Source organism: Luteibacter sp. HAY1-4A (assembly GCF_056755355.1).
Genome location: NZ_JBNDHZ010000029.1, coordinates 12,763 through 33,184, shown reverse-complemented (window position 1 = coordinate 33,184; position 20,422 = coordinate 12,763). Strand labels below are relative to the sequence as shown.

At 64.4% G+C, this 20,422-nt stretch carries 15 protein-coding genes and 1 tRNA gene; 14 read left to right on the top strand and 2 right to left on the bottom strand.

All coding sequences use genetic code 11. From position 1 onward, the window contains the following. The first annotated feature begins 21 nt into the window (after nt 1-21). The 10 genes from nuoE to nuoN are packed head-to-tail and all read left to right on the top strand — an operon-like array spanning nt 22 to nt 11,810. A complete protein-coding gene (nuoE, locus tag ACPYOD_RS11420) occupies nt 22-549 on the top strand; it encodes an NADH-quinone oxidoreductase subunit NuoE (RefSeq protein ID WP_481301856.1) in 528 nt (175 codons plus the stop codon). Between the two features lie 10 nt (nt 550-559). Further along, nucleotides 560-1,903: an NADH-quinone oxidoreductase subunit NuoF gene (nuoF, locus tag ACPYOD_RS11415; protein ID WP_481301855.1), complete on the top strand. Its 1,344-nt coding sequence runs from the start codon at nt 560-562 to the stop codon at nt 1,901-1,903. After that, on the top strand, nt 1,900-4,215 hold the full coding sequence (gene nuoG / locus ACPYOD_RS11410; protein WP_481301854.1) for an NADH-quinone oxidoreductase subunit NuoG: 2,316 nt from the start codon (nt 1,900-1,902) through the stop codon (nt 4,213-4,215). Before nuoF ends, nuoG begins: the two co-directional genes overlap by 4 nt. A gap of 2 nt (nt 4,216-4,217) precedes the next feature. Then, nucleotides 4,218-5,240, top strand: a complete 1,023-nt coding sequence (gene nuoH / locus ACPYOD_RS11405; RefSeq protein ID WP_481301853.1) for an NADH-quinone oxidoreductase subunit NuoH — start codon at nt 4,218-4,220, stop codon at nt 5,238-5,240. 6 nt (nt 5,241-5,246) lie between these two features. Then, complete coding sequence (gene nuoI / locus ACPYOD_RS11400; RefSeq protein ID WP_166698874.1) at nt 5,247-5,738, top strand: NADH-quinone oxidoreductase subunit NuoI; 492 nt, start codon at nt 5,247-5,249, stop codon at nt 5,736-5,738. Nucleotides 5,739-5,756: 18 nt separating this feature from the next. Beyond that, nucleotides 5,757-6,410 carry an NADH-quinone oxidoreductase subunit J gene (locus tag ACPYOD_RS11395; RefSeq protein ID WP_481301852.1) on the top strand — a complete coding sequence of 218 codons (654 nt, stop codon included), beginning with the start codon at nt 5,757-5,759 and terminating at the stop codon, nt 6,408-6,410. Beyond that, a complete protein-coding gene (nuoK, locus tag ACPYOD_RS11390) occupies nt 6,407-6,712 on the top strand; it encodes an NADH-quinone oxidoreductase subunit NuoK (RefSeq protein WP_481301851.1) in 306 nt (101 codons plus the stop codon). The genes ACPYOD_RS11395 and nuoK overlap by 4 nt, the downstream gene beginning before the upstream one ends. Before the next feature lie 4 nt (nt 6,713-6,716). Next, nucleotides 6,717-8,810, top strand: coding sequence for an NADH-quinone oxidoreductase subunit L (gene nuoL / locus ACPYOD_RS11385; RefSeq protein ID WP_481301850.1), 2,094 nt, complete (start codon nt 6,717-6,719; stop codon nt 8,808-8,810). Nucleotides 8,811-8,824: 14 nt separating this feature from the next. Continuing rightward, nucleotides 8,825-10,336, top strand: coding sequence for an NADH-quinone oxidoreductase subunit M (locus tag ACPYOD_RS11380; protein ID WP_481301849.1), 1,512 nt, complete (start codon nt 8,825-8,827; stop codon nt 10,334-10,336). A gap of 13 nt (nt 10,337-10,349) precedes the next feature. Then, nucleotides 10,350-11,810: an NADH-quinone oxidoreductase subunit NuoN gene (nuoN, locus tag ACPYOD_RS11375; RefSeq protein WP_481301848.1), complete on the top strand. Its 1,461-nt coding sequence runs from the start codon at nt 10,350-10,352 to the stop codon at nt 11,808-11,810. A 147-nt stretch (nt 11,811-11,957) separates the two neighbouring features. Here the strand turns inward: nuoN and ACPYOD_RS11370 are convergent. Further along, nucleotides 11,958-12,034, bottom strand: a tRNA-Met gene (locus tag ACPYOD_RS11370). Between the two features lie 280 nt (nt 12,035-12,314). Between ACPYOD_RS11370 and ACPYOD_RS11365 the strand changes: the two genes are divergently transcribed. Next, nucleotides 12,315-12,776 carry a YccF domain-containing protein gene (locus tag ACPYOD_RS11365; protein WP_481301847.1) on the top strand — a complete coding sequence of 154 codons (462 nt, stop codon included), beginning with the start codon at nt 12,315-12,317 and terminating at the stop codon, nt 12,774-12,776. A 51-nt stretch (nt 12,777-12,827) separates the two neighbouring features. Here ACPYOD_RS11365 and ACPYOD_RS11360 read toward each other — a convergent pair whose 3' ends face one another. Next, on the bottom strand, nt 12,828-14,750 hold the full coding sequence (locus ACPYOD_RS11360; RefSeq protein WP_481301846.1) for a glycoside hydrolase family 76 protein: 1,923 nt from the start codon (nt 14,748-14,750) through the stop codon (nt 12,828-12,830). A 463-nt stretch (nt 14,751-15,213) separates the two neighbouring features. Between ACPYOD_RS11360 and ACPYOD_RS11355 the strand changes: the two genes are divergently transcribed. From ACPYOD_RS11355 to ACPYOD_RS11345, 3 genes are all read left to right on the top strand, one after another. Beyond that, nucleotides 15,214-16,578 carry a hypothetical protein gene (locus ACPYOD_RS11355; RefSeq protein ID WP_481301845.1) on the top strand — a complete coding sequence of 455 codons (1,365 nt, stop codon included), beginning with the start codon at nt 15,214-15,216 and terminating at the stop codon, nt 16,576-16,578. A gap of 91 nt (nt 16,579-16,669) precedes the next feature. After that, entirely contained in the window at nt 16,670-17,545 is an 876-nt protein-coding gene (locus ACPYOD_RS11350; protein WP_481301844.1) for an AraC family transcriptional regulator, read from the top strand. Between the two features lie 357 nt (nt 17,546-17,902). Then, entirely contained in the window at nt 17,903-20,395 is a 2,493-nt protein-coding gene (locus ACPYOD_RS11345; RefSeq protein ID WP_481301843.1) for a protease pro-enzyme activation domain-containing protein, read from the top strand. The last annotated feature ends 27 nt before the right edge of the window (nt 20,396-20,422 follow it).

Sequence of the window (20,422 nt, the reverse complement as noted above, 5' to 3'; positions counted from 1 at the left end):
GTCGACGGAGTGAACTGAACCATGAAAGCCACCGGTCATTTCGAGCAGGTCAAGGACGTCGATCCCGTCGCCGTGCTCAACGATCACACGCGTGTCCACATCGACCACTGGGTGTCCAAGTTCCCGCCGGATCGCAAGCGCTCGGCGCTGATCCAGTCGCTCATGGCCGCGCAGGAGCAGAACCAGGGTTACCTCACCGACGAACTGATCACCGCGGTCGCCAAGTACCTCGAACTGCCGGCGATCTGGGCGTATGAGGTGGCCAGCTTCTACTCGATGTTCGAGACGAAGCCCGTCGGTCGCAACAACGTCGCCATCTGCACCAACATTTCCTGCTGGCTCAACGGTGCCGAGGGCATCGTGCGCCATTGCGAGAAGAAACTCGGCATCAAGACCGGCGAAAGCACGGCCGACGGCCGCGTCTACCTGAAGCAGGAAGAGGAGTGCCTGGCTGCATGCGCCGGCGCCCCGATGATGGTCGTCAACGGTCACTACCACGAGAAGCTGACGACCGAATCGGTCGACGCGATCCTCGACGGTCTCAAGTGAGGTAAGGGCAATGGCTAGCACCACCGGTCCGGTCGGACCCGCACCGCAGGAACACCAGGTCGTCTACACGACCCTGCACTTCGAAAAGCCCTGGGCCCTCGAGAGCTACGAGAAGGTCGACGGCTACAAGGCGTGGCGCAAGATCCTCGCCGAGAAGCCCGATCCCGCCGCGCTGATCGAAGAGATCAAGAAGAGCGCGCTGCGTGGCCGTGGCGGCGCCGGCTTCCCGACGGGCCTGAAGTGGTCCTTCATGCCGCGCACGGCGCCGGGCCAGAAGTACATCCTCTGCAACTCGGACGAATCCGAGCCGGGCACCTGCAAGGACCGTGACATCCTGCGCTTCAACCCGCACGCGGTCATCGAAGGCCTGGCGATCGCCTGCTACTGCACCGGGTCCACGGTTGCCTACAACTACCTCCGCGGCGAGTTCCACCACGAGCCGTTCGAGCACATCGAGGAAGCCCTGAAGGAAGCCTATGCGGCCGGCCTGCTGGGCAAGGACATCGGCGGTTCGGGCATCGACGTCGACATCTACAACGCCCTCGGCGCAGGCGCCTATATCTGCGGCGAAGAAACCGCGCTGATGGAGTCGCTGGAAGGCAAGAAGGGCCAGCCGCGCTTCAAGCCGCCGTTCCCGGCCGGCTTCGGCCTGTATGGCCGTCCGACCACGATCAACAACACCGAAACGTATGCGTCGGTGCCGGCGATCCTGCGCAATGGCGCGGAGTGGTTCCTCAACATCGGCAAGCCGAACAACGGCGGTCCGAAGATCTTCTCGGTGTCCGGCCACGTCAACAACCCGGGCAACTTCGAGATCAAGCTGGGCACCTCGTTCGCCGACCTGCTGCAGATGGCCGGCGGCGTGCGCGGCGGCAAGAAGCTGAAGGCGGTCATCCCCGGCGGTTCCTCGATGAAGGTGCTGCCGGCCGAGAAGATCATGGAATGCACGATGGACTACGACTCGCTGCAGAAGGCGGGTTCGGGCCTCGGTTCCGGTGCCGTGATCGTCATGGACGAAACCACCTGCATGGTCCGCGCCTGCCATCGCATCGCGCGCTTCTACATGGCGGAGTCGTGCGGCCAGTGCACGCCGTGCCGCGAAGGCACCGGCTGGATGTACCGCGTGCTGTCGCGCATCGTCGAAGGGCAGGGTACGCAGGACGACCTGCATCGCCTGAAGGCCGTCGCCGGCCAGATCGAAGGCCACACCATCTGCGCCTTCGGTGAAGCTGCCGCGTGGCCGGTGCAGGGCTTCCTGTACCACTTCTGGCACGAATTCGAATACTTCGTGGAGCATGGCCGTTCGCTCGTGGACGGCCCGGCTGACACGGTCACCACTGGAGTCGCTGCATGAGTGCGCAGCCCGTAGCCAATGCCGCGCCGGACCTCGTCAACATCGAGATCGACGGCGTACCGGTGCAGGTAGCCAAGGGGTCGATGATCATCCAGGCGGCCGATGCCGTCGGTATTCCCATCCCGCGCTTCTGCTACCACCGCAAGCTCCCGATCGCCGCCAACTGCCGCATGTGCCTGGTGGAGATCGAGAAGATGCCGAAGCCGGCGCCGGCCTGCGCCACGCCGGTGGGCGAGGGCATGAAGGTCTTCACGCGTTCGGACAAGGCGCTGAAGTCGCAGCGCAACGTGATGGAGTTCCTGCTCATCAACCATCCGCTCGACTGCCCCATCTGCGACCAGGGCGGCGAGTGCGAACTGCAGGACGTCTCGCTCGGCTACGGCCGGTCGGTGTCGCGGTTCAACGAGCGCAAGCGCACGGTGGCCGACGAGAACCTCGGCCCGCTGATCGCCACCGAGATGACCCGCTGCATCCAGTGCACGCGCTGCGTCCGCTTCACCAGCGAGATCGCCGGCACGTACGAACTGGGCGGCATGAGCCGCGGCGAGAACCTCGAGATCGGCACGTACATCGGCAAGACGATCGAGAGCGAACTGTCGGGCAACATCATAGACGTCTGCCCGGTCGGCGCGCTCACCAACAAGCCGTTCCAGTTCCAGGCCCGCGCCTGGGAACTGATCGCGCGCCCGTCCATCGGCTACCACGATGCGCTGGGCTCCAACCTGTGGATGCACACGCGCCGCGGCGAAGTGCTGCGCAACGTGCCGCGCGACAACGAAACCATCAACGAGTGCTGGCTGTCCGACCGCGACCGCTACAGCCACCAGGGCCTGTACGCCGCCGATCGCGTGAAGACGCCGATGGTGAAGCGCAACGGCCAGTGGTCCGCCACCACGTGGGACGACGCGCTGTCGGTCGCCCGCGAGGCGCTGAAGAGCGTCGCCGGCTCCGATCTGGGTGTGCTCGTGCATGGCGCCACGTCGAACGAGGAGGGCGAGCTGCTCGTCCGTCTCGCCCGCGGCCTCGGCAGCGCGCACATCGACCACCGCCTGCGTCAGCTCGACTTCGCCGACAACGCCTTCGCGAAGCCGTTCGCCTCGACCATCGCGTCGTTCCAGACGGTGAAGGCCGCACTGCTGGTCGGTTCCGACCTGCGCCACGAAGTGCCGCTGCTCAACCATCGCCTCCGTCAGGCGGTGAAGCAGGGCGCCAAGGTCTACGCCGTCAATCCGGCGCACTTCAACTTCAACTACCCGCTGGCCGGTGAGTCGGTCGCAGCGCCGCATGTGCTGGTGAACGAGCTCCTCGTGCTGGCCAAGGCCGCGAGCGAGAACGGTGCCAAGCTGCCGGACGCGCTGGCTTCCGCCCTCCAGGGTGTGGAGACCACCGACGCGCATCGCGAGGCTTTCAAGGCACTGTCCGGCGACGGCACGGTGGTGGTTTTCGGCCACGCCGCAGCCACCCACCCGGAAGCCTCGTGGCTGCGTGCGCTGGCCCGCTTCATCGCGCAGGCCACCGGTGCCGCCTTCAACGAGATTCCGGTCGGCGCGAACGCGCTGGGCCTGTCCGCGGTGGGCGTGCTGCCCAGCGCCGGCGGTCTCGATGCACGGGCCATGCTGGCGCAGCCGCGCAAGGGTTACGTGCTGTACAACGTGGAGCCGCCGCACGACTTCGCCGATGGCACCCTCGCGCTGCAGGCAATGCACTCGGCGCAGACCGTCGTGGCTTTCGCGGCTTTCGCGGGCGATGCGCTGAAGGACTCGGCGGACGTGATCCTGCCGATCGGCCTCACTCCGGAAATCGACGCCACGCTGGTGAATGTCGAAGGCAACAGCCAGGCGGTGCTCGCAGGCGCCAAGGCGCCGGGCGACGCGCGTCCGGGCTGGAAGGTGCTGCGTGCCCTCGGCGGCGCGCTGAACCTGCCGGGCTTCGAGTTCGACGACCTCGCCGGCCTGCGTGACGGCCTGACCGAGCGCGCCTCGGAAACCCGCCAGCAGCTGGCACAGCGTGGGGCGGCGGTGGCCTTCTCGCGCCTCGCCACCACGCCGATCTATCGCGGCGACGCGGTGCTTCGCCGTGCCGGCGCGCTGAACGCGCATCCGCTGAACCGTCCGGCCGCCGTGCGCATCAACGCGGACGACGCCGGCGCGCTCGGCCTCGCCGACGGCGGCAATGCCCGCATCGGCGACGCCGTCCTGCCGGTGGCTGTCGACGCCGCGGTGCCGAAGGGCGCCGTGTGGATCGAGGCCGCGCATTCCGAAACCGCCATGCTGCCCCCGTACGGCGCGGCCATCACCCTGAGCAAGGCATGACCATGGCCGATCAACTCATCCATCACCTGTTGATCCCCGTACTGTTCATCGTGGCGATCGTGTTGCCGCTGATCATCGCGGTGGCCATGTTCGTCTACTGGGAACGCAAGGTCATCGGCTGGATGCACGTGCGCATGGGGCCGAACAAGATCGGTCCCCTCGGCCTGCTGCAGGCCTTCGCGGACGTGGTCAAGCTGCTGCTGAAGGAAGTGATCCTTCCGACCAACGCGAACAAGTTCCTCTACTACCTCGCCCCCATGCTGGCCCTCGTGCCGGCGCTGGCGGCGTGGGCGGTGGTGCCGTTCGGTCCGGAAACCGTGCTCGCGAACGTCAACGCCGGCGTGCTGTACCTGCTCGCCATGACCTCGATGGGCGTGTACGGCATCATCCTCGCCGGCTGGTCGTCGAACTCGCGCTACGCGATGCTCGGCGCCATGCGCGCGGCCGCCCAGGTCATTTCCTACGAGCTGGCGATGGGCATGTCCATCGTGTGCGTGCTGGTGCTCACGGGCAGCCTGAACCTCACGGCCATCGTCAACGCGCAGAGCGGCAACTTCTTCGACTGGTTCTGGCTGCCGCTGCTGCCGGTGTTCGTCATCTACTTCGTCTCGGGCGTGGCCGAAACCAACCGCGCGCCGTTCGACGTGGCCGAAGGCGAATCCGAGATCGTGGCGGGCTTCCACGTGGAGTACTCGGGTTCTGCGTTCGCCATCTTCTTCCTGGCCGAATACGCCAACATGATCCTGGTGAGCTTCCTCGCCTCGATCCTGTTCATGGGCGGCTGGCTGTCGCCGTTCCCGGAATCCTGGGGCTTCATCGGGCACGGCGGCTTCCACTGGCTGTTCATCAAGGCCTTCCTCTTCGCCTTCTTGTTCCTGTGGTTCCGCGCCAGCTTCCCGCGTTATCGCTATGACCAGATCATGCGCCTCGGCTGGAAGGTCTTCATCCCCATCACCATCGTCTGGGTCCTCGTCGCCGGCTGCATGAAGTACTTCGGCTGGGTCCACCTCGGCACGGGAGCTTAGAAAGTCATGACCCGCGTTACCCATTACTTCAAGAGCCTGCTGCTCATCGAGCTGTTCCAGGGCATGGCGCTGACCATGCGCTACATGTTCAAGCCGAAGTACACGATGCGCTACCCGATGGAGCACATTCCCAAGTCCAACCGCTTCCGCGGTCTGCACGCCCTGCGCCGTTACGCCAACGGCGAGGAACGCTGCATCGCGTGCAAGCTGTGCGAGGCGGTGTGCCCGGCGCTGGCGATCACGATCGACTCGGCGCCGCGCGCCGAGGACGGCCAGCGCCGCACCACGCGTTACGACATCGACCTGTTCAAGTGCATCTTCTGCGGCTTCTGCGAAGAGAGCTGCCCGGTGGACTCGATCGTCGAGACGCACGTGCACGAATACCACTTCGAACACCGTGGCGAGAACGTGGTCACGAAGGCCCAGCTGCTGGCCATCGGCGACCGCTTCGAGCAGGACATCGCCGCCGCCCGCGCTCAGGACGCGGCGTACCGCTGAGCGCCCGGAGACCATGCGATGAATACCGACCTGCTCCAACTCATCTGTTTCTACTTCTTCGGCGCCGTGGCCGTCCTCGGCGGCCTGATGGTCATCAGCGTGAAGAACTCGGTACACGCCGTGCTCTCTCTGGTGCTCACCTTCTTCAGCATGGCCTGCGTCTGGCTGCTGGCCGAAGCGGAGTTCCTCGCCATCGCCCTCGTGGTCGTCTACGTGGGCGCGGTGATGGTGCTCTTCCTGTTCGTGGTCATGATGCTCGACATCAAGCAGGAGGCGGTCCGCGAGGGCTTCATCCGCTACCTGCCGGTGGGCATCATCGTGGCCCTGGTCATGCTGGCGGAAATGCTGGCGATGATCGGCGTGAAGGCCATGCACGCGCACACGCTCGGCCCGAACCCCGCCGGCGATTCCAACGTGGCGTGGCTGGGGCAGGCGCTCTACACCGAGTTCCTGCTGCCGTTCGAGATCGCCGCGCTGATCCTCACCGTGGGCATCGTGGCCGCCGTGGCGCTCACCCTGCGCCAGCGCACCGGCATGCGCCACCAGTCCGCTGCGCAGCAGGTGGCCGTGAACGCCGCCGACCGCGTCCGCGTCGTGAAGGTCGCCGTGGAGCGTCCGGCTTCGGTGAATCCGGCTCCGGTCGTCGTGCCCCCGCAGGAGAACGCCCCGTGATCACGCTTTCCCATTACATCGTGCTCGGCGCGATCCTGTTCTGCATCGCCGTCGCCGGCATGTTCATCAACCGCAAGAATGTGATCGTGCTGCTCATGGCGATCGAGCTGATGCTCCTCGCGGTGAACACCAACTTCGTGGCCTTCTCGCGCTTCTTCGGCGACGTGGGCGGCCAGGTGTTCGTGTTCTTCATCCTCACCGTGGCCGCGGCGGAATCCGCCATCGGCCTGGCGATCCTGGTCCTGCTGTTCCGTAACCGCAGCACGATCAACGTCGCCGAAATCGACAGCATGAAGGGTTGATCCGATGAGTCTCTCGCTTTCAATCCTGCTGACGATCGCCCTGGCACCGCTGGTGGGCTCGATCCTGGCCGGCCTGTTCGGCAGGGTGATCGGCCGGGCAGGGGCGCACACCGCGACCATCCTCGGCGTGGCGATCGCCTGCGGCCTGTCGTTCTACGTGCTCTACCAGCTGGTCTGGGGCGGCGCGCAGAACTTCAACCAGGACGTCTACACCTGGTTCCAGGTCGGCCACTTCCACGCCTCGGTCGGCTTCATGGTCGACCGCCTCACCGCCATGATGATGGTGGTCGTCACCTTCGTGTCGCTGCTGGTGCACCTGTACACCATCGGCTACATGGCGGACGACCCGGGCTACCAGCGCTTCTTCAGCTACATCTCGCTGTTCACCTTCTCGATGTTGATGCTCGTCATGAGCAACAACTTCATGCAGCTGTTCTTCGGGTGGGAAGCGGTGGGCCTGGTGTCGTACCTGCTGATCGGCTTCTGGTACAAGCGCCCGACGGCGATCTTCGCCAACCTCAAGGCCTTCCTGGTCAACCGCGTGGGCGACTTCGGTTTCCTGCTGGGCATCTCGGCGATCCTGTTCTTCCTGGGCACGCTGGATTACCAGACCGCCTTCGACCATGCCCCGTCGCTGGTCGGCAAGACGCTGCAGATCACCCAGAACCACGCGTGGGATGCCGCCACGGTGATCGGCGTGCTGCTGTTCATCGGTGCCATGGGTAAGTCCGCCCAGGTGCCGCTGCACGTGTGGCTGCCCGACTCGATGGAAGGCCCCACGCCCATCTCGGCGCTGATCCATGCGGCCACGATGGTGACCGCGGGCATCTTCATGGTCGCCCGCATGTCGCCGCTGTTCGAGCTGACCGACGCCGCGCTGTCGTTCATCCTCGTCATCGGTTCCACCACGGCGCTGTTCACCGGCCTGATCGGCATCGTGCAGAACGACATCAAGCGCGTGATCGCGTATTCCACGCTCTCGCAGCTGGGCTACATGACCGTGGCGCTGGGCGTGTCCGCCTATAGTGGCGCCGTGTTCCACCTGATGACCCACGCCTTCTTCAAGGCGCTGCTGTTCCTCGGCGCCGGCTCGGTCATCATCGGCATGCACCACGAGCAGGACATGCGCTACATGGGCGGCCTGCGCAAGTACATGCCGGTCACCTGGATTACGATGTGGATCGGCTCGCTGGCCCTGGCCGGCACGCCGTTCTTCGCGGGCTTCTATTCGAAGGACGCCATCATCGAGGCGGTGGGCGAGTCGCATCGCTGGGGTGCCGGTTACGCTTACTTCTGCGTGCTGGCGGGCGTGTTCGTCACGTCGCTCTACAGCTTCCGCCTGCTCTACATGACCTTCCATGGCAAGGAGCGCTTCACCGTGGCCCACGGCCACGCGCATGCCGCCCATGCCACGCACGACCAGCCGCACGGGCACGACCCGCACGGCGAGGCGCACGACGAAGACCATGCGGACACGCACAAGGAAGATCCGCACCACACCCCGGGCGTCCTTGAGCACGCGCCGCATGAGTCGCCGTGGGTGGTGACGGTGCCGCTGGTGCTGCTGGCGATTCCGTCGATCGTCATCGGCTTCCTCACCGTCGGCCCGATGCTCTTCGGCGACTGGTTCGGCAAGGCCATCCACGTCAACGAAGCCAACAACGTCCTGGGCGAACTGGCGCACGAATTCCACGGCGCGCTGGCCATGGGCCTGCACGGCTTCGCGGCCGCGCCGTTCTGGCTGGCCTTCGCGGGCTTCGCCGTGGCGACCTACGTGTACCTGTTCAATCCGTCCGTGGCCGACAAGGCGAAGAGCGCGCTCAAGCCGGTCTACGAAGTGCTCAACCACAAGTACTGGATCGACGAACTCTACTTTGCGGTGTTCGCCAAGGGTGGCGTGAAGCTGGGCGAAGGCCTGTCGAAGGTTGGCGACGCCGCCATCATCGACGGTGCCATCGTCAACGGTTCGGCCAGCCTCGTGCAGCGCATCGCCGGCGGCGCCCGCCGCCTGCAATCCGGATTCCTCTTCCACTACGCGTTCGCCATGATCCTCGGTCTGATCCTGCTCCTCGGCGGGTACTGGCTGATCGGGCAATAAGGGAAACGAGCTCTATGTCGAATCACTTGCTCAGCCTGCTGATCTGGCTCCCGGTCGTCGGTGCCGTCCCGGTGCTGCTCGCCGGCGCCGGCCGGCCCGGCCTCGCCCGATGGATCTCGCTGCTGGTGGCGGTTGCCACCTTCGCGGCCAGCCTTGCCCTCCTGCCTGCCTACGATGTCACCACCGGCACGCTCCAGCTCGGCGAGTCGCTGAGTTGGATCCCGTCGCTCGGCATCAACTACTCGCTGGCCGTCGACGGCATCTCGATCGCCCTGATCATCCTCACGACCTTCGTCCAGATACTGGTGATCGTGGGCGCGTGGGAAATCATCCAGAACAAGCCGCACCAGTACATGGCCGCGATGCTCGTGCTGGAGGGCCTGATGATCGGCGTGTTCTGCGCCACGGACGCGTTGCTGTTCTACGTGTTCTTCGAGGCCATGCTGATCCCGATGTTCATCATCATCGGTATCTGGGGCGGCCCGCGCCGTGTCTACGCCACGCTGAAGTTCTTCATCTACACGTTCTTCGGCTCGATCTTCATGCTGGTCGGCCTGATCTACCTGTACCACAAGACCGGCGGCAGCTTCGCCATCGCCGACATGGTCAACGTGCACCTGACGCTGACCGAGCAGGCCTGGCTGTTCTTCGCCTTCCTGCTGGGCTTCGCGATCAAGGTGCCGATGGTGCCGGTGCACACCTGGCTGCCGGACGCCCACGTGGAAGCGCCCACCGGCGGTTCGGTGGTGCTGGCGGCGGTGATGCTGAAGATCGGCGGCTACGGCTTCCTGCGCTTCAGCCTGCCGATCACGCCGGACGCCTCGCACGAGTTCGCGTGGCTGGTCATCGTGCTCAGCCTCATCGCGGTCTGCTACATCGGCTATATCGCGCTGGTGCAGCAGGACATGAAGAAGCTGGTGGCCTATTCGTCGATCGCCCACATGGGCTTCGTGACGCTGGGCATCTTCATCGCCTTCATGCTGGTTCGCGAGTCGAACAACCCGGAAGCCGCTCGCCTGGGCATGCAGGGCGCGATGGTGCAGATGATCTCGCACGGCTTCATCTCGGGCGCCATGTTTACCTGCATCGGCGTGCTCTACGACCGCATGCACACGCGCCAGATCAAGGACTACGGTGGCGTGATCAACGTCATGCCGATCTTCGCGCCGTTCTACGTGCTGTTCGCCATGGCCAACAGCGGCCTGCCGGGCACCAGCGGGTTCGTGGGCGAGTTCATGGTCATCCTGGCCTCGTTCAGCGCCAATCCGTGGATCGCGCTGTTCGCCGCCTTCACCCTGATCATCGGCGCCGCCTACACGTTGTGGATGGTGAAGCGCGTGCTCTGGGGCGACATCAAGAACAAGCACGTGGCGGAACTGAAGGACGTCAACGGTCGCGAGATCTTCGTGCTTGGCGCCTTCGCGGCCGGCGTGCTGGTTTTCGGTATCTGGCCCGAGCCGCTGGTCCACCTGATGGATGCGTCCGTTGCTCGTATCGTCGAGCAGCTGGCCATCACCAAAGTCTGAGCGGGAACTATCCATGCCGAGTATCAACGACATCCTGATCCTGCTCCCCGAGGCATACCTCGTGGTGGCGGCTTGCGTGCTGCTCCTTCTGGATGCGTACCTGAAGCCGGCCCAGAAGGGCATCGTCCATTGGCTTTCCATCGTGGTGCTGCTGGTCGGCGCCTACCTCGTCGTCGACGGACAGCCCGCCACGCCGGTCACGGCCTTCAGCGGCATGTTCGTCCGCGACGGCGTTTCGGAAGTGCTGAAGCTGTTCTCGCTGCTGATCATGGCGGTGATCTTCGTCTACGCGCGTCCTTACCTGAAGGAGAGGGCGATCCCGTTCGGCGAGTTCTACACGCTGTCGATCTTCGCCACCGTGGGCATCATGTTCCTGGTTGCCGCCGGCAGCCTCGTCACGGTGTACCTGGGCCTCGAACTGCTTACGCTGTCGTCGTATGCGCTGGTCGCGCTGAACCGCGATTCGCAGTTGTCGTCGGAAGCGGCCATCAAGTACTTCGTGCTGGGCGCGCTGGCCTCGGGCATGCTGCTGTACGGCATGTCGATGGTCTACGGCGCCACGCATAGCCTCGACCTGCACACGATCCACGCCGCCATCGTCGGCACGGAGTGGAAGACGCTGCTGCTGTTCGGCCTGGTCTTCATGATCGTGGGCATCGGCTTCAAGCTGGGCGCCGCGCCGTTCCACATGTGGATTCCGGACGTCTACCAGGGCTCGCCGACCGCCGTCACGGTGTTCATCGGTTCGGCGCAGAAGCTGGCAGCCTTCGGCATGGCGTACCGTCTGCTCTCCACGGGCATGGGCGATATCGCCGGCGGCGCGTCGGGCCTGGCTCCGCAGTGGCAGATGATGCTGGCCGTGCTGGCGGTGCTGTCGCTGGCCATCGGTAACCTCGTGGCCATCGTGCAGACGAACCTGAAGCGCCTGCTGGCCTATTCGACCATCTCGCACATGGGCTATCTCCTGGTGGGTCTGGTCAACGCGGGTCCGGAAGGTTATTCGGCCTCGATGTTCTACGCGGTGAGCTATGCGCTCACCAGCGCCGCGGCCTTCGGCATGATCCTGGTGCTGTCGCGCTCGGGCTTCGAGTGCGAGGAGATCGACGACCTGCGCGGCCTGAACCAGCGCTCGCCGTGGTTCGCCTTCCTGATGCTGCTGGTGATGTTCTCGCTGGCCGGCGTGCCGCCGCTGTTCGGCTTCTTCGGCAAGCTGCTGGTGCTGAAGGCGGCGATCGACGCGGGCATGTTGTGGCTGGCGATTGTGGGCGCGGTGTTCGCCATCATCGGCCTGTACTACTACCTGCGCGTGGTGAAGGTGATGTACTTCGACACGCCGGTGGAAGGCAAGGACGTCCGCGCCACCGCGGACGCCCCGGCCCGCTGGGTGCTCTCGATCAATGCGCTCGCGCTGCTGGTCCTGGGTTTCACCTGGGCACCGCTGCTGGCCTGGTGCCAGAGGGCGTTCGCGGGCTGAGTTCCGCGAAAGTCGTCAAACGAAGAGGGCGCCGGTCACCGGCGCCCTTTTTTTATGCCCGCCCGCGCAGGCACGACGGCAGGTGGGGAGCGGGCCCGAAAAGCCCAAAAGAAAAAGGCGCGAACCGAAGTTCACGCCTTTAAAAACTGGTAGCGGGGGTAGGATTCGAACCTACGACCTTCGGGTTATGAGCCCGACGAGCTGCCAGACTGCTCCACCCCGCATCAGAGTCGGCAAGTATATGGAGGTGGCCGGATTCTTGCAAGTACTTTTCTTACGGTCGTGTGAAAAATCCGGAAGTATTGCCCGTGACCGCTTGCGCGCGGGCGCGCATTCCCTCGCCGCATGCTGTGCGGGTTTCGCAAGGTTTTCTCGCCACTATAGCCGCTCCTGCAAGTCGCACTGAATAACGGCTAATCCCGCCGGACAAGAAGGCCGACTGGCACATGCCTCGCCGGCGTCGCGGGCTTAAGTTGGCGCCGAATCCACAAGGAGTAGCCGTACGTGAGAACCCTGGGCAATGTGATCTGGTTCGTCTTCGGTGGCCTGGTAATGGGCCTTGGCTGGTGGCTGGCGGGGCTGCTTGCGATGATCACCATCGTCGGTATTCCCTGGGCGCGGTCGTGTTTCGTCATCGGTACGTTCGCTTTCTTCCCGTTCGGCAAGGAGGCCGTCGATCGCGAGCAGCTGTCCGGACGCGGCGACATCGGCACGAGTGTGTTCGGCACCTTGGGCAACATCATCTGGTTCGTGTTCGCCGGCATATGGCTCGCGATCGGTCACCTGTGTTCGGCGGTGGCCTGCTGCCTGACGATCATCGGCATTCCGTTCGGCATCCAGCACCTGAAGCTGGCGGCTATCGCGCTCGCGCCGATCGGCAAGACGGTGGTCAGTTCCGACGTGGCTGCCGCGTCGCGTCGCTTCAATGCGGACGCCACCGTGCAGCGGATGCGCGGCGCTGCATGATGCGCGGTGTGTCTCCGTCTCCGCGTGTGCGGAGACGGAGACACCTTCCAGTTACTGCACGATGTTCGCGGTGACGTGGTACACGCGCCCGCCCCAGCCGTCGTTGGGGAAGCTGTCCGAAACCTTCAGGTAAACCGGCTTGGCGCCGCCAGTGCCGGTGCCGAGGTAGGGCGTCAGGTCGACGGTGCGGTCGGCTTTGTTGGAACCGTCGGTAATCGGGCGGTCTTCCTGGAGCACGGTGGTCCAGTGCTCGTCATCGGAACTCACCTGCACCACGAATTCCGCGTCGATGGTGAGCGTGACGCTCGCGGAGCTGGTATCGGCGGGGAACGGGAAGCGATAGGTGAAGTGCGCGTTGCCGTCGGCGAAGCGATTCTGCACGCCATTGCTCTGCGAATGGTCGGCGTCGAACAACCACGGAAGCTCGCCCGCGGTGCCGGTGTCGAAGTCGACGGTGTGCGCGACGAGTACGTCGGCTTGCGTGGTGAAGCGCAAACCTGCCGAGAAGACATTCGCTGTCACCATGTGGTGCCCATCGGTGGCCGAACTCGGCACGGTGATGTTCATCGGCACGCTGCGGCTGACCGGAGCCGCATTGCCGTGCGGCTTCAGGGTCACGAGGGTGGCGCGCGGCGATACCGTCCAGCCGGCTGGAGCCTCGGTGGATGCGAGCGTCACGAGCGGGAAGAATCCCGTGGCCGATACGCCGAGTTCCGCGGGAATGGCGACGGTGCCCGACGCGGACGGCATGATCACCGGCTGCGCCGGCGACAGGGTTGCGGCGAGCGAGGCGAACGGTGTTGGAACCGGGACCGCGCCGATGAGGGCGCTCAACGCGCTGGCCTGCGTGCGCCAGTCGAAGACATTGGGGTGGTCGTCGTTCGTGGCGCCGGCCCAGCGTGTGCCGAGGCGGCTTGCCGCGTCCCTGTCCTGGTTCCAGACGGTTTCCGCCTGCCGGGCCAGGAAGTCCGCATACCGGCTATCGTGTGTGGTGTCCACGAGGTCGGTCCAATAGCGCATGAAGATGCCCTTGAACTGCTTCGCGTTGTCGTCGCAGGTTTGGTCCGCGGCGTCGCAGCTTTCGCTGAGGGTGCCGTCGACCACGAGGCCTCCTGGGCCGATCGCCGCGTCGGCAAGGCGCTTCACGGTGCTCAGGACAGACGGGTCCTTCGTCGCCCGCCACAATTCCAGTCCGCCGCCGATGGCAAGGCCCTGGTTGTACGTCCACACGTTCTGGCCGTTGTTGGTGCAGGCGTTGGTGAGGCCGTCGTTGACGAGGCCGTTGGCATTGACCATGCCGCTGCCCTGGAACCAGGTCCATGCGGTTTGCGAGCGGCCTAGCCACAGGGTGTCGCCGGGGATGCGGTTGTGCAGCTCCGCAGTGAGGCGGATCCAGAGGCCGTTCGTGATCGCATTCTTGTACGTGCGCTCGGCGTCCCACCACACGCCGCCCCCACAGGTGCTGGTGTCCCAATAGCCGTATACGTAGTTGGCGATGGTTACCGCCATGTCGAGGTACTTCGGGTCGCGGGTGAGGTCGTACGCCTGTATCCAGGTCAGGCCCCACCATTCGGAATCGTCGATAGCGCGGCTGGTGAAATTGCCGAGCAACGGATCGCCGGACAGCACGCCGCCGGGAAACACGCCCTTGTCTTTCTCGAAGGTGTTGTCCAGCTGGCCGAGGTAGCGGCGATCGCCGGTGCGTTGCATGTAGTCGCCGATGGTCTGGAGGGCCACCGCCGAGTTCCACCAACTGGACGGGAACCACGCCTTCTCAGGGTCGTACGAACCCATGAGGACGTCGGCCGCCACGCGGGCGCGGGCCATGGCGGTGGGGCCGTCGGTGTGGGGATAGGCGGCGGAGGGTGTTTCGGCCGCTCCGGTCAGGGGCAGCGCCAGGAGGGCGAGGCCGGTCACAGCCAGCAGGGTCTGGAGTCGTGCGCGTAGTCCGGAAAACTCGATCTTCGGTTTCACGATGCGAGATGCTCCTCAGGTAGCCCACGAACGGAGAGAGCGGGGCTCTCGGGCAGCGCGGCCGGACCGTGGGCGGTGATCCGGCACGAAAACTGCTTACATGCAATTTAGACGTCTAAATGTCAGATCCGGCCAGGCAATCCGTGGAGTGTTGCAGAGGAATACCGCGAATAGTGAGAACCCGGTCAAGTCGGGCGCCGGAAAACGTGCCGATGTTGGGCGTCGTACCGGGCCAATCCTATGGCGTGCGCTACCACGTGACATAGGATCGTGCCCAAATCGCGGCCGACGAGCCTGCTGATAGCCTGGCGGAAATCAGTGCCGCAAATCGGCCCTGAGATATGCCGTCAACTGAGCCGGGTGTGTTTTTCGAGTTGACGGGGCGGCAGGCCGTCCTTGCGAAGGCACTTTTGTTCGTGCGACTTTGCGTATGAAAGGCCCACTTGTCGGCATGGAGGCTGTCATGAAAAGGAGTTTCATCCGGCCACTCGCTTTATTCGGCTATGTCTTCCTCCTTCTTGCGTGCGGGCTACGGCCGGGTGGGGTACAACCGCCTGCCGAAAGGCCTTTTCAGGCATTGCCCGCAGGGCAGGATGAGAAGCAGACGCGAGAACTGGTGGGAGACCAGGCGGTAGCGGACCTCCGCCGTTGGTATAGCGACACGCGCAGCAATTGCGGAAGCGAGAGCCGACCGGCTTTCTTGTGTACGGGCGTAATGCTTCGGGCCACCGAAAACAATCAGGCGTTCCTTCCGTGGAACCCCAACCCGTCGGCATCGGGAGTGTCGTTTTCCTGGCTGCGTTCCGATACCGGTTTTACGGGTACCGCCTTCAACTACAAAAACGGATTTGTTTTTTATCCCAAGGACGTCGGCGCGACAGGATCTAACGTTATCAATGTCCTCTGCGTATTTCCCCACGACTCCGACACGAACTATCGTGAGTCGAACGGCTGCGGGAAGCACAAGGATGGAGGCGAGGGAAGCCGTCCTTGTGATCTGCAAGGCATAGCGACCGGCAGTCAATGGATCGCTCACTTCAATGCGCTCGCTGGGTGGGGCAAGTATATCGGGCAATGCGGGTGGAACGTGGGTACCGGTACAACGTCCGCAGCTGCCAATTTCACGGCTTTCATCGATGGCAGGAAGCGAATGGCGGCTGCCGATTGGTACACCCAGAATGAGGTTCGGCTGGACAAATGGACACAGAACGCCGTGGTCCCGATTCGTGCCTTTTTCTATCTCAGCGGCAACGCCGACGCTCTCAGCAAAGCGACGAACGACCAGACGCGCTACGAAGGCTATTTCAAGGTATTTGCTCCCGTCATTCGCTTGACCTTGCCAAGCTCGCAAACAGGGTCCGCATCGTTTGCTTATGACAAGAACGAGCAGGCGGTGCCGGATCCGGGGCTGGTTACTCCGCCAGATCCTGAAGGTTGGGTGTTGGATTTCGAGTCGATGCCTTTGGGGAGCGTGCACTACATTTTTTTTCAGGATGTGACGATTTCGGCAACGATCGGAGAAGTTGCGATTAAGAATGAGCCGGTGCAGGGAATGAGTGGTAATTATCTGGAAGAATCTAGCCTGATAGCTATTAAGCCTCCACTTAGAACGTACAGGGGGGTTCGCTTTGCATGGGCAAGTTCCAACGGGTCCGTAAATGTAAGCGTATGGTGTGGCGAATCCCTTACTCGTTCAGGCCCGGCAGATAGCAATCCTTTCGGATTCACATGCCCGTCTGGACGTGAAGAAATTAGTAGAATTCACATATTGCTACAAGGAGCGCTCCCTAGGCATTTTCAGGTGGATGATTTAAATCTTATTCCATAAGGTGGTCAGCCACCTCCCTGTAAGGCTTTCGCGGCACTTGCTTAGCAAGATCGGTCATGCCGGATTCTGTCTTCGCAGTTACGCTGTACCCATGACCCATCCATCGCATCAGCGCTTCCGCCACGTGCTCCAATACATCGACAGCCATCTGGACGGCGATGTGTCGCTCGGCGTCCTGGCGGAGGTCGCCGCCTACTCACCTCATCATTTCCACCGGCGCTTCTCGGCGCTCACCGGAACGCCCGTTCATCGCTACGTGCAGTTGTCGCGTTTCAAGCGGGCGGCGTGGCAAGCAGCCTTCCGGCCTGCGATGTCGTTGACGGATATCGCCCTGGACGCTGGCTACGAGAGTCCGGAAGGGTTCTCCCGCGCATTCCGGCAACGGCTCGGACAATCGCCGGCGGCGTTCCGTGAGGCGCCGGACTGGCAGATGTGGGCCACCGCCTGGCGCGAACTCGACGAAGTAAGGAGGTTCCATATGCCTGCAGGGCACCACGCCGACAACATACGCATCGTCGACTTTCCCGAGACGCCCGTCGCCTGCCTCTCGCACGTGGGCCCGCCGGAGCGCATCGGCGACACCATTCGCCGCTTCATCGCCTGGCGTCGTGCCAATGGCCTGCCGCCGGCGAAGCACGCCACCTGGAACGTCCTGTACGACGATCCCGAAACCACGCCGCCCGAACGCTACCGGCTCGACATCTGCGTGTCCTGCGAGACGGTTGCGGCGAACGACACTGGTGTCGTGGCAGCGGACCTGCCCGGCGGGCGCTGTGCCGTGCTGCGCCACACCGGCTCGGACACCTTGCTGGGCGACGCCATCCGCTTCCTTTACGGCGAGTGGCTGACGGAAAGCGGGGAGGAGCCGGGAGACGCGCCGCTGTTCCTTCGCCGCGTAGCGTTCTTCCCGGACGTGCCGGAACACGAGGCGATCACCGATATCCACTTGCCGTTGAGGACGCCCTGACACGGACGGTCCGGCATGAACTTGCGAATGCGTCGCCGCTGACGTAACTCCGGCGGCAAGGATGGCCGACGGCTGCCGATTCTGCGCCGTCTTTTTTTGGGTGTCGTGTCACGGACTTCGGTTTCTTCGCCCCGCGCCGCGCTTCTCCGAAAGCCTTGCGAAAGCTTGCGCCGCCATTGCTCGAAGGACAGGGGGAGCAAGGGGCGTGAAGGGTGGGGTGACGCAATTTCCTGCGAAGCACGAAGCGGCCGGCGGCAGCGCCGGCCCACGGGATGGTGCCGCTCGATCCAGAACGCCTGCAGTGTCAGGGCTTCCGCCTTGGCGGAAGCAATCTACGGGCTAATGGAAGGATCACTCATGAAGATCGATGCTTTTGCTTCTGGGATCTCTCGCAAGACGGTACTGACCGCGGCTATCGCGTTGGCGATGTCGTCCCTTTCCGCGCATGCGGATGAGAGTTGGGTGTCCACGCGCACCCAGGCCGCGATGCTACCCGTCGCCGGTACGCAGCCGCTCGCCGCGGCGTCCACCACGGGTACGCCGGTGGCCTCGGGCTATGCGCTGAACATGACGGGTTCGCCGCATATCGACGGTGCCGCCGTCACCGCGATGCCGGCGGACAAGCCGTTGCATGTGGCCGTCAGTCTCAAGCTGCGCAACCCCGACGAACTCCAGTCGTTCCTCGCGGCGGTCACCACGCCGGGCAACAAGCTCTACGGCAAGTTCCTCACGCCAGAGCAGTTCAAGGCGCGCTTCGCGCCGACGCAGGCGCAGGTGGACGCGGTAGTGGCGCACCTCAAGCAGGCGGGCTTCGGCAACATCGACGTGGCGCCCAACAATCTGCTGGTTTCGGCGGACGGCAATGTCGGTGCCGCTGCGAATGGCTTCCACACATCGATCAAGCGATTCAATGCCAACGGCCGCGAATACTTCGCGAACGACACGCCGGCGCTGGTGCCGGCCGCGCTGGGCGACGCCGTGCAGTCAGTGCTCGGCCTGCAGAACGTGTCGGTCAAACATCCTCTCAACCATGTGTACAAGCCCGAGGACGTGACCGTTCCGGGATCGAGCATGAGCACGCAGGCCGCCGCGGCCGTCGCCGCCCATCATCCGCAGGACTTCGCCGCCATCTACGGCGGCGGCAGCGTGCCGACGGCGAGCGCAACCACGGTCGGCATCATCACCTGGGGTTCGATCACGCAGACGGTGACGGACCTCAACAGCTTCACGGCAAGCGCCGGCCTGCCGACGGTCAGTTCGACGATCACGAAGGTGGGTAGCGGCACGTTCGCCAACGATCCCGATTCGAACGGCGAATGGTCGCTCGACAGCCAGGACATCGTGGGTATCGCGGGTGCCGTGCAGCGCCTGATCTTCTATACCTCGGCCAACGGCGATTCCAGTTCCAGCGGCATCACCAACGCCGGCATCACCGCCACCTTCAACAGGGCCGTCACCGACAACCAGGCGAAGCTGATCAACGTTTCGCTCGGCGAAGACGAGACGGCTGCCGAGCAGTCCGGTACGCAGGCCGCGGACGATGCGATCTTCCAGCAGGCCGTGGCGCAGGGCCAGACCTTCTCGGTAGCCGCGGGCGACGCGGGTGTGTACCAGTGGTCCACCGATCCCCTGTCGGGTTCGCCGGGGTACGTGGCCAACTCCGCCGGTACGGTGAAGATCGACCTGACCCACTACTCGGTCAGCGAGCCAGCGAGCTCGCCGTACGTGATCCAGGTGGGCGGCACCACATTGTCCACAAGCGGCACGTCGTGGACCGGCGAAACAGTGTGGAACGAAGGGCTCTCGGCCATCGCACCGAGCCAGGGCGACAACAACCTGCGCCTCTGGGCCACCGGTGGCGGCACCAGCCTCTACGAAACCGCGCCCTCGTGGCAGTCGTCGGTAAGCAGTTCGACGAAGCGCGTGGGTCCGGACGTGTCGTTCGACGCCGCGTCGTCCTCGGGTGCGCTCATCGTCGTCAATGGACAGACCGAACAGGTTGGCGGCACCAGCCTGGCCTCGCCGCTGTTCGTCGGCGCCTTCGCGCGCATCGAGTCGGCGGCCGGCAACGCCATCGGCTTCCCGGCCTCGAAGTTCTACCAGGCCTTCCCGAGCCAGGCGTCGCTCCTGCACGACGTGACTTCCGGCAACAACGGGTACCAGAGCCATGGCTACACCGCGTCCACGGGTTTCGATGAAGCGACCGGTTTCGGCAGCTTCAACATCGGCGCCCTCAATACCTACGCGCAGGCGAACTGGGTGAGCGGTGGCGGTGGCGGGAACACACCGCCCGTGGCGAACTTCAGCTTCACCACCAGCGGCCTCACGGCGACCTTCACCGACAGTTCCTCGGACAGCGACGGCAGCATCGCATCACACTCGTGGAACTTCGGCGATGGCGCCACGTCCACGTCCACCAATCCCAGCCACACCTACGCGGCCGCCGGTACCTATACGGTGAGCGAGACGGTGACGGACAACGGTGGGTCGAGCAACAGCAAGTCCTCGTCGGTGACGGTGGGTTCGTCCGGCGGTGGCAACGTGTTGCAGAACGGCGTGGCCGTGACGGGCCTTTCGGCGGCGACGAACGGGAAGCTGAACTACACGGTGGTGGTTCCGTCCGGTGCGACCAACCTGAAGATCGCGATCTCGGGTGGCACCGGCGATGCCGACCTCTACGTGCGGTACGGCGCCGCTCCGACGCTGTCGACCTACGACTGCCGTCCGTACGTCACCGGTAACACGGAGAGCTGCACGGCGAGCGCGCCCACCGCGGGCACGTACTACGTGATGCTCAACGGGTACGCGGCGTTCTCGGGCGTGACGTTGAAGGCAACCTGGACCAACTGAGCTCCGTGAAGGAAGGGGCGCCGGTCC